This window comes from Allofranklinella schreckenbergeri (assembly GCF_003703475.1).
GTDB lineage: Bacteria > Pseudomonadota > Gammaproteobacteria > Burkholderiales > Burkholderiaceae_C > Lampropedia > Lampropedia schreckenbergeri.
Window position 1 is genome coordinate 106,670 of the sequence record NZ_RDQM01000008.1, and the last position, 15,278, is coordinate 121,947.

Annotated in this window: 17 protein-coding genes; 14 read left to right on the forward strand and 3 right to left on the reverse strand. The window is 63.0% G+C overall.

Features of this window, described 5'->3' with window-relative positions:
• Positions 1-4 precede the first annotated feature (4 nt).
• The 11 genes from EBQ26_RS07655 to tgt all read left to right on the forward strand — a co-directional run bounded on the left by EBQ26_RS07655 (position 5) and on the right by tgt (position 7,791).
• A complete protein-coding gene (locus EBQ26_RS07655) occupies positions 5-367 on the forward strand; it encodes a Na+/H+ antiporter subunit C (RefSeq protein ID WP_122238423.1) in 363 nt (120 codons plus the stop codon).
• Positions 368-386: 19 nt separating this feature from the next.
• A complete protein-coding gene (locus EBQ26_RS07660; protein ID WP_122238477.1) occupies positions 387-2,180 on the forward strand; it encodes a monovalent cation/H+ antiporter subunit D in 1,794 nt (597 codons plus the stop codon).
• Positions 2,177-2,695, forward strand: coding sequence for a Na+/H+ antiporter subunit E (locus tag EBQ26_RS07665; RefSeq protein ID WP_238944230.1), 519 nt, complete (start codon positions 2,177-2,179; stop codon positions 2,693-2,695). The genes EBQ26_RS07660 and EBQ26_RS07665 overlap by 4 nt, the downstream gene beginning before the upstream one ends.
• Positions 2,692-2,973, forward strand: a complete 282-nt coding sequence (locus EBQ26_RS07670) for a K+/H+ antiporter subunit F (protein WP_122238424.1) — start codon at positions 2,692-2,694, stop codon at positions 2,971-2,973. The genes EBQ26_RS07665 and EBQ26_RS07670 overlap by 4 nt, the downstream gene beginning before the upstream one ends.
• Positions 2,970-3,560, forward strand: a complete 591-nt coding sequence (gene mnhG, locus EBQ26_RS13170; RefSeq protein WP_122238425.1) for a monovalent cation/H(+) antiporter subunit G — start codon at positions 2,970-2,972, stop codon at positions 3,558-3,560. Before EBQ26_RS07670 ends, mnhG begins: the two co-directional genes overlap by 4 nt.
• A 14-nt stretch (positions 3,561-3,574) precedes the next feature.
• Positions 3,575-4,324 (forward strand): glycerophosphodiester phosphodiesterase, encoded by a 750-nt coding sequence (gene ugpQ / locus EBQ26_RS07680; RefSeq protein ID WP_122238426.1) that lies wholly within the window; start codon positions 3,575-3,577, stop codon positions 4,322-4,324.
• Positions 4,325-4,433: 109 nt separating this feature from the next.
• Complete coding sequence (gene hisF, locus EBQ26_RS07685) at positions 4,434-5,234, forward strand: imidazole glycerol phosphate synthase subunit HisF (protein ID WP_122238427.1); 801 nt, start codon at positions 4,434-4,436, stop codon at positions 5,232-5,234.
• A 37-nt stretch (positions 5,235-5,271) separates the two neighbouring features.
• Entirely contained in the window at positions 5,272-5,622 is a 351-nt protein-coding gene (locus EBQ26_RS07690) for a n-acetylglutamate synthase (RefSeq protein ID WP_122238428.1), read from the forward strand.
• Entirely contained in the window at positions 5,619-6,071 is a 453-nt protein-coding gene (hisI, locus tag EBQ26_RS07695; RefSeq protein WP_122238429.1) for a phosphoribosyl-AMP cyclohydrolase, read from the forward strand. The genes EBQ26_RS07690 and hisI overlap by 4 nt, the downstream gene beginning before the upstream one ends.
• Before the next feature lie 6 nt (positions 6,072-6,077).
• Complete coding sequence (locus EBQ26_RS07700; protein ID WP_122238430.1) at positions 6,078-6,497, forward strand: phosphoribosyl-ATP diphosphatase; 420 nt, start codon at positions 6,078-6,080, stop codon at positions 6,495-6,497.
• A 121-nt stretch (positions 6,498-6,618) separates the two neighbouring features.
• Complete coding sequence (gene tgt / locus EBQ26_RS07705) at positions 6,619-7,791, forward strand: tRNA guanosine(34) transglycosylase Tgt (RefSeq protein WP_122238431.1); 1,173 nt, start codon at positions 6,619-6,621, stop codon at positions 7,789-7,791.
• 65 nt (positions 7,792-7,856) lie between these two features.
• Here tgt and EBQ26_RS07710 read toward each other — a convergent pair whose 3' ends face one another.
• The 3 genes from EBQ26_RS07710 to hda form a co-directional block, all read right to left on the reverse strand.
• A complete protein-coding gene (locus EBQ26_RS07710) occupies positions 7,857-8,957 on the reverse strand; it encodes an AOC03_06830 family ribosome hibernation factor (protein WP_122238432.1) in 1,101 nt (366 codons plus the stop codon).
• Between the two features lie 430 nt (positions 8,958-9,387).
• A complete protein-coding gene (locus tag EBQ26_RS07715; RefSeq protein ID WP_122238433.1) occupies positions 9,388-10,476 on the reverse strand; it encodes an SPFH and helix-turn-helix domain-containing protein in 1,089 nt (362 codons plus the stop codon).
• Positions 10,477-10,544: 68 nt separating this feature from the next.
• On the reverse strand, positions 10,545-11,258 hold the full coding sequence (gene hda / locus EBQ26_RS07720; protein ID WP_238944235.1) for a DnaA regulatory inactivator Hda: 714 nt from the start codon (positions 11,256-11,258) through the stop codon (positions 10,545-10,547).
• Positions 11,259-11,405: 147 nt separating this feature from the next.
• Between hda and purM the strand changes: the two genes are divergently transcribed.
• From purM to EBQ26_RS07735, 3 genes are all read left to right on the forward strand, one after another.
• Positions 11,406-12,437, forward strand: coding sequence for a phosphoribosylformylglycinamidine cyclo-ligase (gene purM / locus EBQ26_RS07725; RefSeq protein WP_122238435.1), 1,032 nt, complete (start codon positions 11,406-11,408; stop codon positions 12,435-12,437).
• Between the two features lie 209 nt (positions 12,438-12,646).
• Positions 12,647-13,759, forward strand: a complete 1,113-nt coding sequence (locus EBQ26_RS07730; protein WP_122238436.1) for an AI-2E family transporter — start codon at positions 12,647-12,649, stop codon at positions 13,757-13,759.
• A gap of 177 nt (positions 13,760-13,936) precedes the next feature.
• Entirely contained in the window at positions 13,937-15,274 is a 1,338-nt protein-coding gene (locus tag EBQ26_RS07735; RefSeq protein ID WP_122238437.1) for a M48 family metallopeptidase, read from the forward strand.
• Positions 15,275-15,278: the final 4 nt, after the last annotated feature.

Genomic DNA, 15,278 nt, shown 5'->3' on the forward strand with positions numbered 1-15,278 from the left:
AACCATGGAAATCATCCTGGCCATTGCCATTGGCGTACTGACCGGCGCTGGCGTGTGGCTACTGCTGCGCCCGCGTACCTTCCAGCTCATCATCGGCCTGGGCCTGCTGAGCTACGCCGTCAATTTGTTCATTTTCTCCATGGGCCGCCTGGGCCTGGCCATCGACCGCGAGCCGGTCTTGCGCCCGGGCGTGCCCCAAGATTTGCTGCACTATGCCGACCCGCTGCCCCAGGCCCTGGTGCTCACGGCCATCGTGATCGGCTTTGCCACCACCGCGCTGTTTCTCGTCGTGCTGCTGGCGCTGCGCGGCATGAGCGGCACCGACCACGTGGACGGCTCCCTAGCCGCGGAAAAACACGACGCGTGAGAGCGAACTGCACACCATGATGACCGATTGGCTGCAACAGCTTGCCCCCCACATGATCCTGGCGCCCATTTTGGTGCCCATGGTCACTGCCGCCCTGGTGCTCTTTTTGCGTGAGGAGCGCCAGCGCATCAAGCTCTACCTGAACGTTTTTTCCTGCATCGTCAGCCTCGCCGTTGCCGTTCACCTGCTGCTGTGGAGCGACCAGCAAGGCGCAGCCTCGACCATGAGCATTTACCTCGTGGGCAACTGGCCCGCCGATTTCGGCATCATGCTGGTGCTCGATCGGCTCTCGGCCCTGATGCTGGCGCTCACGGCCGTGCTGGCCCTGTCGGCAGCCCTTTATGCCGCCGCGCGCTGGCACCGCGCCGGGGTGAACTTCCACGGCCTGTTTCAATTGCAGCTCATGGGTTTGAACGGCGTGTTCCTGACGGGCGATTTGTTCAACCTGTTCGTCTTTATCGAGATCCTGCTGGCCGCCTCCTACGGCCTGCTGCTGCATGGCTCGGGGCGCCAGCGCGTGCAAGCGGGGCTGCACTACATCGCCATCAACCTGGTGGCGTCGTCCATGCTGCTGATCGGCATCTCCATGTTCTACGGCCTCACCGGCACCCTCAATTTGGCGGGCATCGCCAGCGCCATCCCTGACGTGGCCGATCAAGACCGGCCGCTGCTGCACGCCGCCGTAGGCATTCTGGCCATTGCCATCCTCACCAAAGCCGCCGTCTGGCCCATGAACTTCTGGCTCACGCGCGCCTACAGCGCCGCCACCGCGCCATCGGCCGCCTTGTTCGCCATCATGACCAAGGTCGGCATCTACATGGTGCTGCGGTTGTGGACGCTGCTGTTCGGCTACGACGCGGGCACCTCCGCCCAATACGGCGGCCAATGGCTGAGCTACCTGGGCATGGCCACCATCGCGGTGGGCGCGCTGGGCGTGCTCAGCTCGCAAAAAATCGGCAACCTGGCCGGTTACAGCGCCATCGTGTCCTCCGGCACGCTGCTGGCCGCGCTCGGCTTTGGGCAAAACCTGCTCACCGCCAGCCTGCTGTATTACCTGGTGACCTCCACCCTGGCCGTGAGCGCCTGCTTTTTGCTCGCCGATTTGATGGATCGCTGGCGCAACGACGGCAAAGATTACGCCCCCTACGAAGCAGAGGATGAAGCGCCCTTTCTCACCGCCGATCTCAAAGGCCAGTTGCAAGCGTGGAACCTCGACGAGCGCCAGCAAGCCTTGGTCGGGCGCGCCATGCCTGCGGCCGTCGCCTTGCTGGGCATGGGCTTTTTGGCCTGCACCCTGCTCATTGCCGGGCTGCCGCCGCTATCGGGCTTTATCGGCAAATTCGCCATGCTCACCGCCTTGCTCAACCCTTTGGGTATGGGCGCCTCCATCGGGCAAACGCCCGGCATTGATGGCTGGGCGCTGATGGCCTTGCTGATCGCCTCGGGGCTGATGGCGCTGATTGCGTTTTCGCGCGCGGGCATCCGCCATTTCTGGGCCTCGCACGACCGCAGCCCGCCAGAAGTCAAAATCATCGAAGGCTTGCCATTGGCCCTCTTGCTAGGCGCTTGCGTGGCGCTGACCGTGCAGGCTGACGACGTGATGCGCTACATGAAGGCCACTTCCAACGCGCTGTACGCGCCCGATGACTACATCCAGTCCGTGCTGCAAACCCAGGTCAAGCCCTACCCCTCGCAATACCAGCCCACCGTCTCCGACCCGGCCGATCTGCCCCGCCCAGCGCCTGAAGCCGCGCCCGGCACGGCACCGGCTGCGGCTCCTGCGCCCGCTGCGGCCGAGAAAGGCGCGCCATGAAAAAGCTGCTGCGCTCCATCCTCAAAACCCTGTTTCCTGCGCCGCTGCTGTCGCTGCTGCTGGTGCCGCTGTGGCTGGTGATGACGCAAAGCTACACGCTTGCCAACCTCACCCTGGCCGTCATCCTGGGTTTGGGCATGCCCATCTTCAGCGCCAGTTTGCGCCCCTTGCATGTACGCGTGCGCAAGCCTTTGCGCATCATCCGGCTGTGCTTTGTGGTGATGATTGATGCATGGCATTCCAACCTCATGGTCATCCGCATCCTGCTGCAACCGCGCCTGGCGCGCGAAACCGAGGGCGTCTTCGTGCGCATTCCGCTGCAAATGCGCGACCCCAACGGCCTGGCCGCGCTGGCCGTCATCACCACCATCACCCCCGGCAATGCCTGGGCGGAACTGTCCATGGACCGCAGCGCTTTACTGCTGCACGTCTTCGACGGGCGCATCGATCCCGAGCTGGTCATTCGCACCGTCAAAGAACGCTACGAGCGCCCCTTGATGGAGATTTTTGAATGAACGGACAAATCCTCGCCTGGGCCATGCCCATCACCCTCGTCATGCTGCTGCTGTCCATGGTGCTGGCATCGGTGCGGCTGTTCATCGGCCCCCACGTGCAAGACCGCATCCTGGCGCTGGACGCGCTATACGTGCTGGGCATGTACGTCATGCTCAGCCTCTCCATCTACTACGACAGCACCGCCTATTTTGAAGCAGCCCTGCTCATCGCCCTGCTGGGCTTTGTCAGCAGCACCGCCATGGCCAAATTCCTGCTGCGCGGCGAGGTCATCGAATGAGCGCCGCCCCCACCCTGCCCTTGTGGGCGGAAATCCTGGTGGCCTTCTTTGCCCTCGGCGGCGGCATCATCAGCCTGCTGGGCGCCTCCGGCCTGGTGCGCCTGCCCACTTTTTTCTCGCGCCTCCACGCCCCCGCGCTCATCACCACCGCCGGCATCTGGTGCCTGATGCTGGCCACCATCACCTACTTCTCTGTGCAAACGGGCAAGCCCGCGCTCAACATCCTGCTGCTGGGCCTGTTCATTGCCATCACCGCGCCCGTCACCACCATCTTGCTGATGCGCGCCGCCCTCTTTCGCGCCCGCCAGCGCGGTGAAGACGTGCCCCGCAGCCTCAACGCCCTGCAACTGGCCACCCCCAAAATGGCGCCGGAAAAAGACGATGACGACGAGGACGAAGGCCAAGGCAAAGCAGCGGAGCACCCTGCCAGCGCCCAACCCGCCGCCGCACCGACTGCTACGGCCACAACCTCAGCGCCAGCGATCGCCGCACCCGAAGACATCCCCCCCACCGCCACAGCCCCCGCAGCCCCCACGGGCGACGCAGCGCCAGCGCCCTCCCTCAACTCCGACTCTGCGCAACCCTGATCCCCCTCTCGCCCATGTCCACAGCCACCGCCTGGCCCTACCCCTTCTGGATCGCCCACCGTGGCGCCGGCAAGCACGCCCCTGAAAACACCCTGGCCGCCTTCCGCAGCGGCGCGGCCCACGGCTGGCGCATGTTCGAATGCGATGTCAAACTTAGCCACGACGGCGTGCCCTACCTCATGCACGACGCCACGTTGGATCGCACCACCAACGGCCAAGGCCCCGCCGCCGAGCTGCCCTGGAGCGCCCTGGCCCGCCTCGACGCAGGCGCCTGGCACTCGCGCCGCTGGGCGGGCGAGCCCCTGCCCACGCTGGAAAACCTGCTGCGCTGGTGCATCGCCAACCACCTTCTGCTCAACATCGAAATCAAGCCCATCCCCGGCGCCGAATACGCCACCGGCCAGGCCGTGGCCGAACTCGTCGCCGCCATCTGGCCGTCGCATTTGCCGCAGCCGCTGCTCTCCTCCTTCCAACGCCCGGCTCTGCAAGGCGCGCAAGCCGCCCGGCCTGAGCAGCCCCGCGCCCTGCTGCTGGACGCGTGGGAGGATGACAGCCTCACACACGCCCGCACCCTGGGCTGCCTGGCCCTGGTCTGCCACTACCCGCTGTGGGACGCCACACGCGTCAGCGCTGCCCACCAGAACGGCCTGCGCGCCCTGAGCTACACCGTCAACGACCCCGCCGCCGCCCGCCACCTCATCGCCCTGGGCACCGACGGCATCATCACCGACGAAATCGCCCTGTTCGGCCCTGCCAGCCGCTGAAAACACTCAAAATTACAAATCAAAAAGAAATTAATACCCACTGTTTCGGCATGATGGTATTTAAATCGAGTTCACATTGATTTGTAAAATATCGACACCACTCAACACCATGCTTGCCAAACGCATCATCCCCTGTCTGGACGTCACCGGCGGCCGCGTCGTCAAAGGCGTCAACTTCGTTGAACTGCGCGACGCGGGCGATCCCGTCGAAATCGCCGCCCGCTACGACGAACAAGGCGCCGACGAACTCACCTTCCTCGACATCACCGCCACCAGCGACGCGCGCGATCTGATCCTGCCCATCATCGAAGCCGTCGCCTCGCAAGTATTCATCCCGCTCACCGTCGGCGGCGGCGTGCGCAGCGTCGCCGACGTGCGCCGCCTGCTGAGCGCCGGGGCCGATAAAGTCAGCATCAACTCCGCCGCCATCGCCAACCCCGAGCTGGTCAACGACACCAGCGGCAAATACGGCTCGCAATGCATCGTCGTCGCCATCGACGCCAAACGCCGCCCCCCCGAGGCCGAGCAAGCCCCCGGCCCCGACGGCCAGCCCCTTGGCCCCGGCTGGAACGTTTACAGCCACGGCGGCCGCAAAGACACCGGCCTGGACGCCCTGCGCTGGGCGCGTGAAATGGCCCGGCGCGGCGCAGGCGAAATCCTGCTCACCAGCATGGACCGCGACGGCACGCAAAGCGGCTTCGACCTCGAACTCACCCGCGCCGTCAGCGACGCCGTGCCCGTGCCCGTCATCGCCAGCGGCGGCGTCGGCACGCTTGATCACCTGGCCGACGGCATCACCGCAGGCGGCGCCGATGCCGTGCTGGCTGCCAGCATCTTCCACTTCGGCACCTACACCATCGAGCAAGCCAAGCGCCACATGGCCGCGCGCGGCATCCCCGTGCGGCTGTAAATCCATCCCCGATCACCAACACACAGCCACACCTCCCATGTTCCCGTACGACCTCGATGGCAAAACCTTTCGCTCCGTCAGCAACACACCCAATGGCGAAGTGGACGGGCAGACCCGCTTTCACTACCGCCAGCGGGGCGAGATCGTCACCGCCCACTACGAGGGCGGGCAAGTGCGCTGCGGCCAGCTCATGGCGCGCATGCTGCCCGATGGCCGCCTGGACATGCGCTACCACCACCTCAACAGCGCAGGCCAGTTCATGCTCGGCCAATGCCTGTCCACCCCCGAGCGCCTGCCCGATGGCCGCTTGCGCTTTCACGAGCAATGGCAATGGCTCAACGGCGACGGCAGCAGCGGCCAATCCATGATTGAAGAGATCCGCGAATGAGTAACTCCCCCCCCCCTGCCGACACCCCCACCCCTGCCAGCGATGCCTGGCTGGACGCCATCGCCTGGGACGCCAACGGCCTCGTGCCCGCCATCGCCCAGGAAAAAGACACGGGCGACATCCTCATGGTCGCCTGGATGAACCGCGAAGCCCTGCGCCAGACGGCGCAAAAAGGCCAGGCTGTTTACTACAGCCGCTCACGCGGCAAGCTCTGGCACAAAGGCGAGGAATCGGGCCACTTCCAAACCGTGCACGCCATCCGCACCGACTGCGACAACGACGTTATTTTGTTGACTATCACCCAGCACGGCCACCAACCCTCCATCGCCTGCCACACCGGCCGCCACAGTTGCTTTTACCAACGACTGGAAAACCCCGCCTCCCCCGCCCCGCACTGGCAAGCCTCCGATCCCGTACTGAAAGACCCGCAGCGCATTTACAGCCAATAACGCACCATGTCCGACACCCCATCCGCCGACGCCCTGTTCGCCCATTTGGCCGAAGTTTTTGAATCGCGCAAACCCCACCGAGGTGGCGATCCAGCGCACAGCTACGTGGCCCGTTTGCTGGCCGATGGCAAGGCGCCCGACGCTTTTCTGAAAAAAATCGGCGAAGAAGCCGCCGAGCTGGTCATGGCCGTCAAAGATGCCCAGTACGCACTCGCCACAGCCGAAGCCAACGGCACAGGCCCCCACTGCGCTGAAGCCGCCCAAAGCCGCGCAGCCCTGGTCTATGAAGTGGCCGATGTGTGGTTTCACACCTTGGTGGCCCTCTCGCACTTCAACCTCAGCGGCGCGGACGTGATCCACGAGCTGGCCCGACGCGAGGGCTTGAGCGGCTTGGCCGAAAAAGCCGCCCGCGCAAACAACCCATAGCTCAAAACCCCATATCAATTACATATCAATAAGATAAAAAATCACCATATTTTGGCAACATACATAACAAATCAAATTTACATTGATTTGAAATAATCAAATCTGCCCGCCCACACCCGCCATGTTGCAGTTCCAGCTTCTCACCACCGATTCTTCCAGCCACGCCCGCCGTGGCGCGCTCACGCTCAACCACGGCGTGGTGCAAACGCCCATCTTCATGCCCGTGGGCACTTACGGCACCGTCAAGGGCGTGATGCCGCGCAGCCTGCATGAAATGGGCGCGCAAATCATCCTGGGCAACACCTTTCACCTGTGGATGCGCCCCGGGCTGGATGTGATGCGCTCCTTTGGCGGGCTGCACGCTTTTGAGCAGTGGCACAAGCCCATCCTGACCGACAGCGGCGGCTTTCAGGTCTGGAGCCTGGGCGAGATGCGCAAGATCACCGAGGAAGGCGTGCACTTTGCCAGCCCCGTCAATGGCGACAAGCTGTTCATGTCGCCCGAGATCAGCATGCAAATCCAGACAGCGCTGAACTCGGACATCGTCATGCAGCTCGACGAATGCACGCCCTACGAAACCAAGGGCCACATCACCACTGAGGCCGAGGCGCGCAAATCCATGGAGATGAGCCTGCGCTGGGCGCGCCGCAGCCAGGAAGAATTCGCCCGCCTGAACAACCCCAATGCGCTGTTTGGCATCGTGCAAGGCGGCATGTTCGAGCACCTGCGCCAGGAATCGCTGGAGCAACTGGTGGCGATGGACTTTCCCGGCTACGCCGTGGGCGGCGTCAGCGTGGGCGAGCCCAAGGAGGAGATGCGCCGCATCATGGCCCACACGCCGCACCGCCTGCCCGCACACAAGCCGCGCTATCTGATGGGCGTGGGCACGCCCGAGGATTTGGTCGAGGGCGTGGCCTGCGGCGTGGACATGTTCGACTGCGTCATGCCCACGCGCAACGCGCGCAACGGCACCATCTTCACCCGCTATGGCGACTTGAAGATCCGCAACGCGCGCCACAAGGCCGACCACCAACCGCTGGACCCTTCCTGCACCTGCCACGCCTGCGCAGGCAGCAGCGGCGTGAGCTGGGAAAACGGCGGGCGCGAAGGCTTCTCGCGCGCCTACCTGCACCACCTGGACCGCTGCGGCGAAATGCTCGGCCCCATGCTCACCACCATCCACAACCTGCACTACTACTTGAACCTGATGCGCGAAGTGCGCGAGGCGCTGGAGCAGGGCCGCTTTGCCGCCTTCCGCCAGCAATTTGCCACCGACCGCGCACGCGGGGTTTGAGCAAACAATGGCACAAAAAAAGGCCGCCTGAAATCAGGCGGCCTCCAATCACCAGTCAATCCCCATCAATAGCGGGTGATCACGGCCATGCCGAAATCCGGATTGACGCTGGCCATGCTCTCGTTATTCACGAAACGGACGCGGCCGTTATTGGCAAGGACTTTCTCGATGATTTCATCGACGATGTCCTCATAAGCGTTGTTGTCCTTGGAGGGTGCGGCCAATTCCGCCGACTCCAGCAGCTTGAGCTGGCGGCCATCCTCGCTAACTTCTGCGGGGATGCTCAAATCTTCCTCCACGACCAACACCTCGACACGGCCATCGATCGCTGCCTGCCAGACTTCATTGAGGCCGCCGACGAATAGATGGTTGCTCTTGGCGCTTTCCAGCTCGGTAAAGATTTTCTGACGCTCTTCATCCAGAGCCTCCTTGATTTGCGGCCAGATTTTCTTGGCCAGCTGATGCGCATCCTCATCGTGGTGGCCGCTGTGGATGTAGAGCATGACGTCATCGCTGTTGCGCGCGCCGTCACGGAAATGGCCAATATTGCGATCCACACCCACGACCACAACCGGAGCGGGCGTGTCTTTCTGGGCTGCGGCAATCGCTTCACCGACCTCGCGCATGTTGTCGGTCACGATTTGATCGCGCACATGGCTGATGTCCTGGCTGGGGTTGGCATTTGCCACGCTGCTTTTCAGGCTGAACGGGAAGCCATAATCGTTAATTTCGTTGAGATAATCCTTGCGACCAATAAAAAGGCGTGTGCCGTTCTCGCTCAAAACCACCAGCAGATACAGTGGACTGCGATTCATGGCATAAACCAGATCGCGGGTCAGGAAGTTATCCTCAATGCTCACCCGCTCAGGCAGGCGGAAAGGCAGCTTGAAGGATTGGGCATATTCAGCACTGGCAAAAATCACCAGACCATCCAAGTTGTGCTCGTGATCGACTTCATCGGCCATGCGCCGGATGGCATCTGCAATCTCCAAGGTTTCGCGCTTGCCAAATTGCGACTCCAATTGCTCAATGGCTTGGCTCACCAGGTTTTTCAAGCGGATGGGATCCTTGTCGTTGTCGGGCGAGGTACGGTAAGTAGGCAGCGTAATCGTGACGCTGGGGTTGGATCGCTTGGACTGGATCTCTTTAATAGTATTCAAATTCATGTAATTCCTTTCAAATTCAAGAATAAAAGAAAATTAAATGGATTTCGAAAAGCACAACCAACCCTATTGAGTTATCAGGATGCCAAAAATCCAATTAATCATGCCTTGCACGTTAACAGAAAAATAAACATCAGTCAATAAAATCCACTCAATTATCAAAAAAATTCATCAATCAAAACATAAAAAATCAATACTTTACACTTTATTTTCATTCAGAAATAAAACCGAATTTTCCCCTTATAAGAAGCTCCCCACCGTCTTTTCACGAACCAAACCACACATTGAGTGGCAGCAAGGCTGAGTAATCAGACAGAAAGCGGGGCTCCCGTGGGGCTTGCCCCGCTCAGATACAAACGTGCTTGGGGTTCCAACCACCACGTGGACGTGGCGGTCATCAGCCTTGCCCAAGCACTGCCTCTGAAAAGCTGGATCAACCCTTGAGAAACTCCTCCAGCGCGCTGCGGGCGATGCGGGTAGCGTTGCCGAGCTTGCGCGCTTTCAAATCGCCTGCAGCGATGGCGGCCATCACATCTTCCACGGATACGCTCAAAAGCTGCGCGGCTTGCTCGGGCGTGAGCACTTCCAACCCCGCCGCGCTCGCGCTGGCAGCCGGCGCGGCGGCGGGCGCCACGGCTGCCGATGCACCTGCTGGCGCAGCGCCCGGCGCACCCTGCATGCTGCGCATCATTTCCTGCGCCATGCCAAAGCCCATGGCCATTTGCGCAGGCATGGTGGCAGCAGCGCCAGCCTCGCCTCCCTGGCCCATGGCAACACCCATTTGGTATTTGACGTAGTCGTTGAGGTTGCCAATCACGCTCATGCTGGAGCGTTTGTCGATGGCCTGCTCGACTTCGGGCGGCAGGGATACGTTTTCCAGAATAAAACTGCTGATTTCCAGCCCGTATTTGTCGCGCACCGCCGGGTTGATGATGGGCAACAGCGCATCGCCCAGCTCGCTGTAGCGTTGGGCGATGTCCAGCGCGGGCACGTGGGCGCGCGCCAGCGCTTCGGTAAAAACGCTGACGATGCGCGAGCGCATGGTGTCGTTGAATTCATCGAGGCGGAAGTTCTGGTCCGTGCCAGCCACTTCCTTGAGGAATTTGGGCGCATCGACGATGCGGAAATCGTAGGTGCCAAAAGCACGCAGGCGCACCACGCCAAAGTCCTGGTCGCGCATCATCACGGGGTTGGAGGTGCCCCATTTGTTGCCGGTGAACAGACGCGTGTTGAGGTAGTACACATCGCACTTGAAGGGCGATTGAAAGCCGTACTTCCAGCCCAGGATGGTGGAGAGGATGGGGATGTTCTCGGTGGTCAGCGTGTGCTTGCCGGGGCCGAAATGGTCGGCAAACTGCCCGGCGGCGACGAATTGCACCTGCTGCGATTCGCGCACGATGAGCTGAGCGCCGTTTTTGATTTCCTTGTCTTCGTCGGGCCAGCGAAACGACAGGGTATCGCGTGAATCGTCCGTCCATTCGATGACGTCGATGAACTGGCTGCGGATGTAATTCATGATCATGGCAAGCTCTCCTTTCAATGAGATAGGCAAGGCAAATGGGAATGCGGGTTTGTTGGCAGCGGCCGCGCTCAGCGCTCGGCCTGCTCTTGCAGCACTTCGCGCAATAGCGGGATGGTCAGCGCCCGCTGGGTGCGCAGGGCGTGCACGTCCAGCCGCGTCAGCAAGGCGCTGAGGCTGCTGAGATCGCGCGCAAAACGGTTGAGCAGATATTGCGCCGCCTCATCGCTCAGGTGCAGGCCGCGCTCTTGCGCCTGGCTTTGCAGCACTTGCTGGCGCTGGGCGTCGCTCAAGGGTTGCAGCTCAAAGCTCAGGCCCGAGCCCAGGCGCGTGCGCAAATCCTCGCGCAAGGGCAAATCCACCGGCGGCAGGCTGCCCGCGGCGACGACCCAGCACGGCGCCTCGCCGCTGCTGCGATGGCGCGCATTGATCCACCAGTTGAAGGCGCGCTGCTGGCGCTGGCTGTCGTAAGCCTGCACATCGTCGAGCAGCACCGCGCGCCAGTGGGGGGAGAATTCCTCGCCGCCGCTGGCGGCATCAGCGCCCAGCCAGCCCACCGCCTGGCCCTGGGCCTGCAAGGCGCGCGCCACCGCATGCAGCAAATGGGTTTTGCCCGTGCCGGGGCTTCCCCACAGATAAACCGGCAGCAACGCATCGGACTGAGCCGCCGCCAACGCCGCCACGCCTTGTTGCAAGCATTGCACGGCAGCCTCATTGCCGGCGGGCAGAAAGCGGGCAAAGCTAGGCTCGGGGGCCAGACCGATGTCCAGAACCAATTGCATGATGGTGAGCGCGAGAAGACGTGGAAAGAAAGTGCCAACAAGCCCCCTTACGGGCATTGCCGCAACGGCATAATGCCGCGCATTCTAGTGACAAGACCATGCTGCCCCACGAGGGCGCATGGTCGTTTTTTCCCCCTTTTTCTGTTTGCCATGAGCACCACCACCCCCATTACGTACAAAGACGCTGGCGTTGATATCGATGCTGGCGATGCCTTGGTCGATCGCATCAAGCCGCTGGCGCGCAAAACGCTGCGCGAGGGCGTGCTCGGCGGCATTGGCGGCTTTGGCGCTTTGTTTGAAGTTCCCAAACGCTACCAGGAGCCGGTGCTGGTCTCGGGCACCGATGGCGTGGGCACCAAGCTCAAACTCGCCTTTGAGTGGAACATGCACGACACCGTGGGCATTGACCTGGTGGCCATGAGCGTGAACGACGTACTGGTGCAAGGCGCCGAGCCGCTGTTCTTCCTGGATTACTTTGCCTGCGGCAAGCTGCATGTGGATACCGCAGCGGCCGTCGTGGGCGGCATTGCGCGCGGCTGCGAGCTGTCGGGCTGCGCGCTCATCGGCGGCGAAACAGCGGAAATGCCCGGCATGTACCCCGATGGCGAGTACGACCTGGCTGGCTTTGCCGTCGGAGTGGTGGAGAAATCGCGCATCCTTGATGGCACGCGCATCACCGAAGGCGACGTGCTGCTGGGCCTGGCCAGCAGCGGCGTGCATTCCAACGGCTTTTCGCTGGTGCGCAAATGCATTGAGCGCGCTGGCAGCCAGTTGCCGCAAACGCTCGATGGCAAGCCGTTTCGCGAAGCCATCATGGCCCCCACGCGGCTGTACGTCAAAAGCGTGTTGGCAGCGTTGGCACAGCACCCCGTCAAAGGGCTGGCGCACATCACCGGCGGCGGGCTGCTGGAGAACATCCCCCGCATCCTGCCCGCCCACCTGGGCGCGCACCTGCAAGCGGGCAGTTGGCCGCAAAGCGAGCTGTTCGCCTGGCTGCAAGCCACGGCAGGCATTGACGCGCAGGAGATGAATCGCACCTTCAACAACGGCATCGGCATGGTCGTCATCGTCGCCGCCGATGAGGCCGAAGCCACCGCCCAAACCCTGCGCGCGCAGGGCGAGACGGTGTACCGCATCGGCGCCATCGGCGCACGCGGCGCCCAAGCCGTACAAATCGCCTGAACAATGGCCTCAAGTGTGTTGCCAGTCTTGACGCAAGTGGACGAAAAGGCCTCCGGGCGCGAGCGGCGCTGGCACGTGCTTGCCGCGCCGCGCACCGCCCAAGCAGCGATTGCGAACCGCCATTCAGAGAGCGCAAGCCGCCTCCCACCACCGCTTGAGCAACTTTGCGCATTGACACACTGACGCCCCGCCGCGCGAACGCCCCCCCCATGCCCGCTGCCGACGATCCCGCCGCCCCCATCCGCCTTGGCCCGGAAGTGGCCCAACTCGCCCCGCCCGAAGCCGCGCCCGATGCGCACGTTTCCCTGTCCGTGCGCATCAGCAGCTACTTGCTGATGGCCGCAGGGCTGCTGCTGGTGATGTTTGTCGGGCTGCTGCCGGGGCTGCTGGCCGCCTGCCTGGGTTTTTTGCTCACGCGCTGGATCAATGCCGTGGCCGTGTATGTGTTGCGCCTGCGCTGGAAAAACCCGCCGCACGCCGTGCTGCGCTGGCTGCCCGCCCTGGCGGCCACGCTGGTGGTGTTTGGCCCCATCGTCGCCCTCAGCATCACCTTCAGCCATTACCGCAGCGTATTGCTCACCGCCCCGCACCAATTCAGCGAGTTGACCGATTACGTCGCCCGCACCGTGCTGGAGTTCAAAGACCGGCTGCCGCCCGATCTGGCCGCCATGCTGCCCGCCGAGGCGGAGGAGGTGCAGCGCAGCGTTGCGTTTTATCTGCTCTCCAAGGCCACGGCCATGGCCAATGCCGGGCGGATCTGGCTGGTGGGCTTTTTGTACGCCTACATCGGCCTGCTCATCGGCTCGCTGGCTGCCGTGCGCGCGCAGCACAAATGGAATGCACCGCTGACCGATGCGCTCAAAGTGCGCGTGGCCCGCTTTGGCGATGCGTTTCGGCAAATCGTGGCCGCGCAGTTCTGGATTGCCACGTTCAACACCTTGCTCACCGCCATCTTTTTGTTGGTGGCGCTGCCGCTGTTTCAGCTCAAGCTGCCCTACACGCCCGCGCTGATTACGCTGACGTTTGTGGCCGGGCTGATTCCCATCGTGGGCAACCTGCTGTGCAACGTCGTCATCACCATCGTGGGCCTGTCCGTCTCGCCCATGACGGCGGCCGTCTGCCTGGGCTTTCTGGTGCTCATCCACAAAGCCGAATACTTCATCAACGCCAAAGTGGTGGGCGAAAAAACCCATATCGCCGTTTGGGAGCTGCTCTCCGTAATGTTCCTCAGCGAAGCCGTATTCGGCCCCGCCGGGCTGGTGGCCGCCCCGCTGTTCTACGCTTACCTCAAGAAAGAGCTGGAGGCCGCCCGGCTGGTTTGATTTGCAGTTCAAAAGAAATAAAATCGCCTTATTTCGGCAATATAGGATTAAAGTGATTCTTACTTTGGATTGTAAAATATATTCCAACCCACGCTCACGCCCTGTACCCGCGCGCAGCCAAGCATCACGCCTCATACCGCCCCTCGTGCCCGGCTGCGCCTTGCCCCCTTCCCCTGCATGCCCACACACACCTTGATCGCCCCCTCACCCTGGACGCCGCTGGCCTGGTGGCTTCTGGCCGCCTTCGCCGCCGGCCTCGCGCTGCATCTGCTGCTCACCCTCTGGCTGGCCGCGCGCCAGGCCCGGCACGTCCAGCGCCACCGCGCCAGCGTGCCCGCAGCCTTTGCCAGCGCCATCAGCTTGCAGGCCCACCAGCGCGCGGCCGACTACACCACCGACAGCCTGCGCCTGGGCATGCTGGAGGCCACCTTCTCCACCCTGGTACTGCTGGGCTGGACCTTGCTTGGCGGGCTGGACGCCCTCAACCACACCTTGCTGCACTGGCTGGGCGCAGGCTTTGCGCAGCAATTGGCGCTGCTGCTGGCCTTTGGCGCCATTTCCGCCCTGCTGGGCCTGCCCTGGAGCCTGTACAAAACCTTCGTCATCGAACAACGCCACGGCTTCAACCGCATGAGCCTGCGCCTGTGGCTGGCCGATGCCTGCCGCGGCGCGCTCATCGCGCTGGCGCTGGGCGTGCCACTGCTGGCCGCCGTGCTGGCGCTGATGCAAGCCGCAGGCAATTTGTGGTGGCTGTGGGCCTGGGCGCTGTGGATGGGCTTTCAGTTGCTGATGATGTGGCTGGCGCCCACCGTCATCGCCCCGCTGTTCAACCGCTTCGAGCCACTGACTGACGAAGCCGTCAAAACCCGCATCCTGGCGCTGATGCAGCGCAGCGGCTTTACCGTGCAAGGCCTGTTCGTGATGGATGGCAGCCGCCGCAGCGCCCACGCCAACGCCTATTTCACCGGCCTGGGCGCCGCCAAACGCGTGGTGTTTTTCGACACCTTGCTGGGCAAGCTCACCGCTGGCGAGATTGAAGCCGTGCTGGCCCACGAGCTGGGCCACTTCAAGCGCCGCCACATCGCCAAGCGCCTGGCCGCCTTCAGCGCGCTCAGCCTGCTAGGCTTTGCGCTGCTGGGCTGGCTGATGCAGCAAAGCGGCTTTTACCTGGCGCTGGGCGTGCAGCCCGCGCTGGATACCGCCAGCGGCGCGCTCGATCCCCGCGCCAACAGCGCCCTGGCCCTGGTGCTGTTTGGCCTGCTGGCCGAAGTCTTTGGCGGCCTGCTGCAACCGCTGTGGGCACAGCTCTCGCGCCGCCAGGAGTTTGAAGCCGATGCCTACGCCGCCGAACAAGCCAACGCGCAAGAGCTGGCCTCGGCGCTGCTCAAGCTGTATGAGGACAACGCCTCCACCCTCACGCCCGATCCGCTGTACGCGCGCTTTTACTACTCCCACCCGCCCGCCGCCGAGCGCCTGGCGCGCATGCAAACCCTGCCTGCGGGCGCAGCCAGCTAACGCC

Excerpts from the sequence above, each read along its gene's own strand:
- EBQ26_RS07655 (WP_122238423.1), top strand. The coding sequence starts at position 5 with ATGGAAATCATCCTGGCCATTGCCATTGGCGTACTGACCGGCGCTGGC.
- EBQ26_RS07660 (WP_122238477.1), top strand. The coding sequence starts at position 387 with ATGACCGATTGGCTGCAACAGCTTGCCCCCCACATGATCCTGGCGCCC.
- EBQ26_RS07665 (WP_238944230.1), top strand. The coding sequence starts at position 2,177 with ATGAAAAAGCTGCTGCGCTCCATCCTCAAAACCCTGTTTCCTGCGCCG.
- EBQ26_RS07670 (WP_122238424.1), top strand. The coding sequence starts at position 2,692 with ATGAACGGACAAATCCTCGCCTGGGCCATGCCCATCACCCTCGTCATG.
- mnhG (WP_122238425.1), top strand. The coding sequence starts at position 2,970 with ATGAGCGCCGCCCCCACCCTGCCCTTGTGGGCGGAAATCCTGGTGGCC.
- ugpQ (WP_122238426.1), top strand. The coding sequence starts at position 3,575 with ATGTCCACAGCCACCGCCTGGCCCTACCCCTTCTGGATCGCCCACCGT.
- hisF (WP_122238427.1), top strand. The coding sequence starts at position 4,434 with ATGCTTGCCAAACGCATCATCCCCTGTCTGGACGTCACCGGCGGCCGC.
- EBQ26_RS07690 (WP_122238428.1), top strand. The coding sequence starts at position 5,272 with ATGTTCCCGTACGACCTCGATGGCAAAACCTTTCGCTCCGTCAGCAAC.
- hisI (WP_122238429.1), top strand. The coding sequence starts at position 5,619 with ATGAGTAACTCCCCCCCCCCTGCCGACACCCCCACCCCTGCCAGCGAT.
- EBQ26_RS07700 (WP_122238430.1), top strand. The coding sequence starts at position 6,078 with ATGTCCGACACCCCATCCGCCGACGCCCTGTTCGCCCATTTGGCCGAA.
- tgt (WP_122238431.1), top strand. The coding sequence starts at position 6,619 with ATGTTGCAGTTCCAGCTTCTCACCACCGATTCTTCCAGCCACGCCCGC.
- EBQ26_RS07710 (WP_122238432.1), bottom strand. The coding sequence starts at position 8,957 with ATGAATTTGAATACTATTAAAGAGATCCAGTCCAAGCGATCCAACCCC.
- EBQ26_RS07715 (WP_122238433.1), bottom strand. The coding sequence starts at position 10,476 with ATGATCATGAATTACATCCGCAGCCAGTTCATCGACGTCATCGAATGG.
- purM (WP_122238435.1), top strand. The coding sequence starts at position 11,406 with ATGAGCACCACCACCCCCATTACGTACAAAGACGCTGGCGTTGATATC.
- EBQ26_RS07730 (WP_122238436.1), top strand. The coding sequence starts at position 12,647 with ATGCCCGCTGCCGACGATCCCGCCGCCCCCATCCGCCTTGGCCCGGAA.
- EBQ26_RS07735 (WP_122238437.1), top strand. The coding sequence starts at position 13,937 with ATGCCCACACACACCTTGATCGCCCCCTCACCCTGGACGCCGCTGGCC.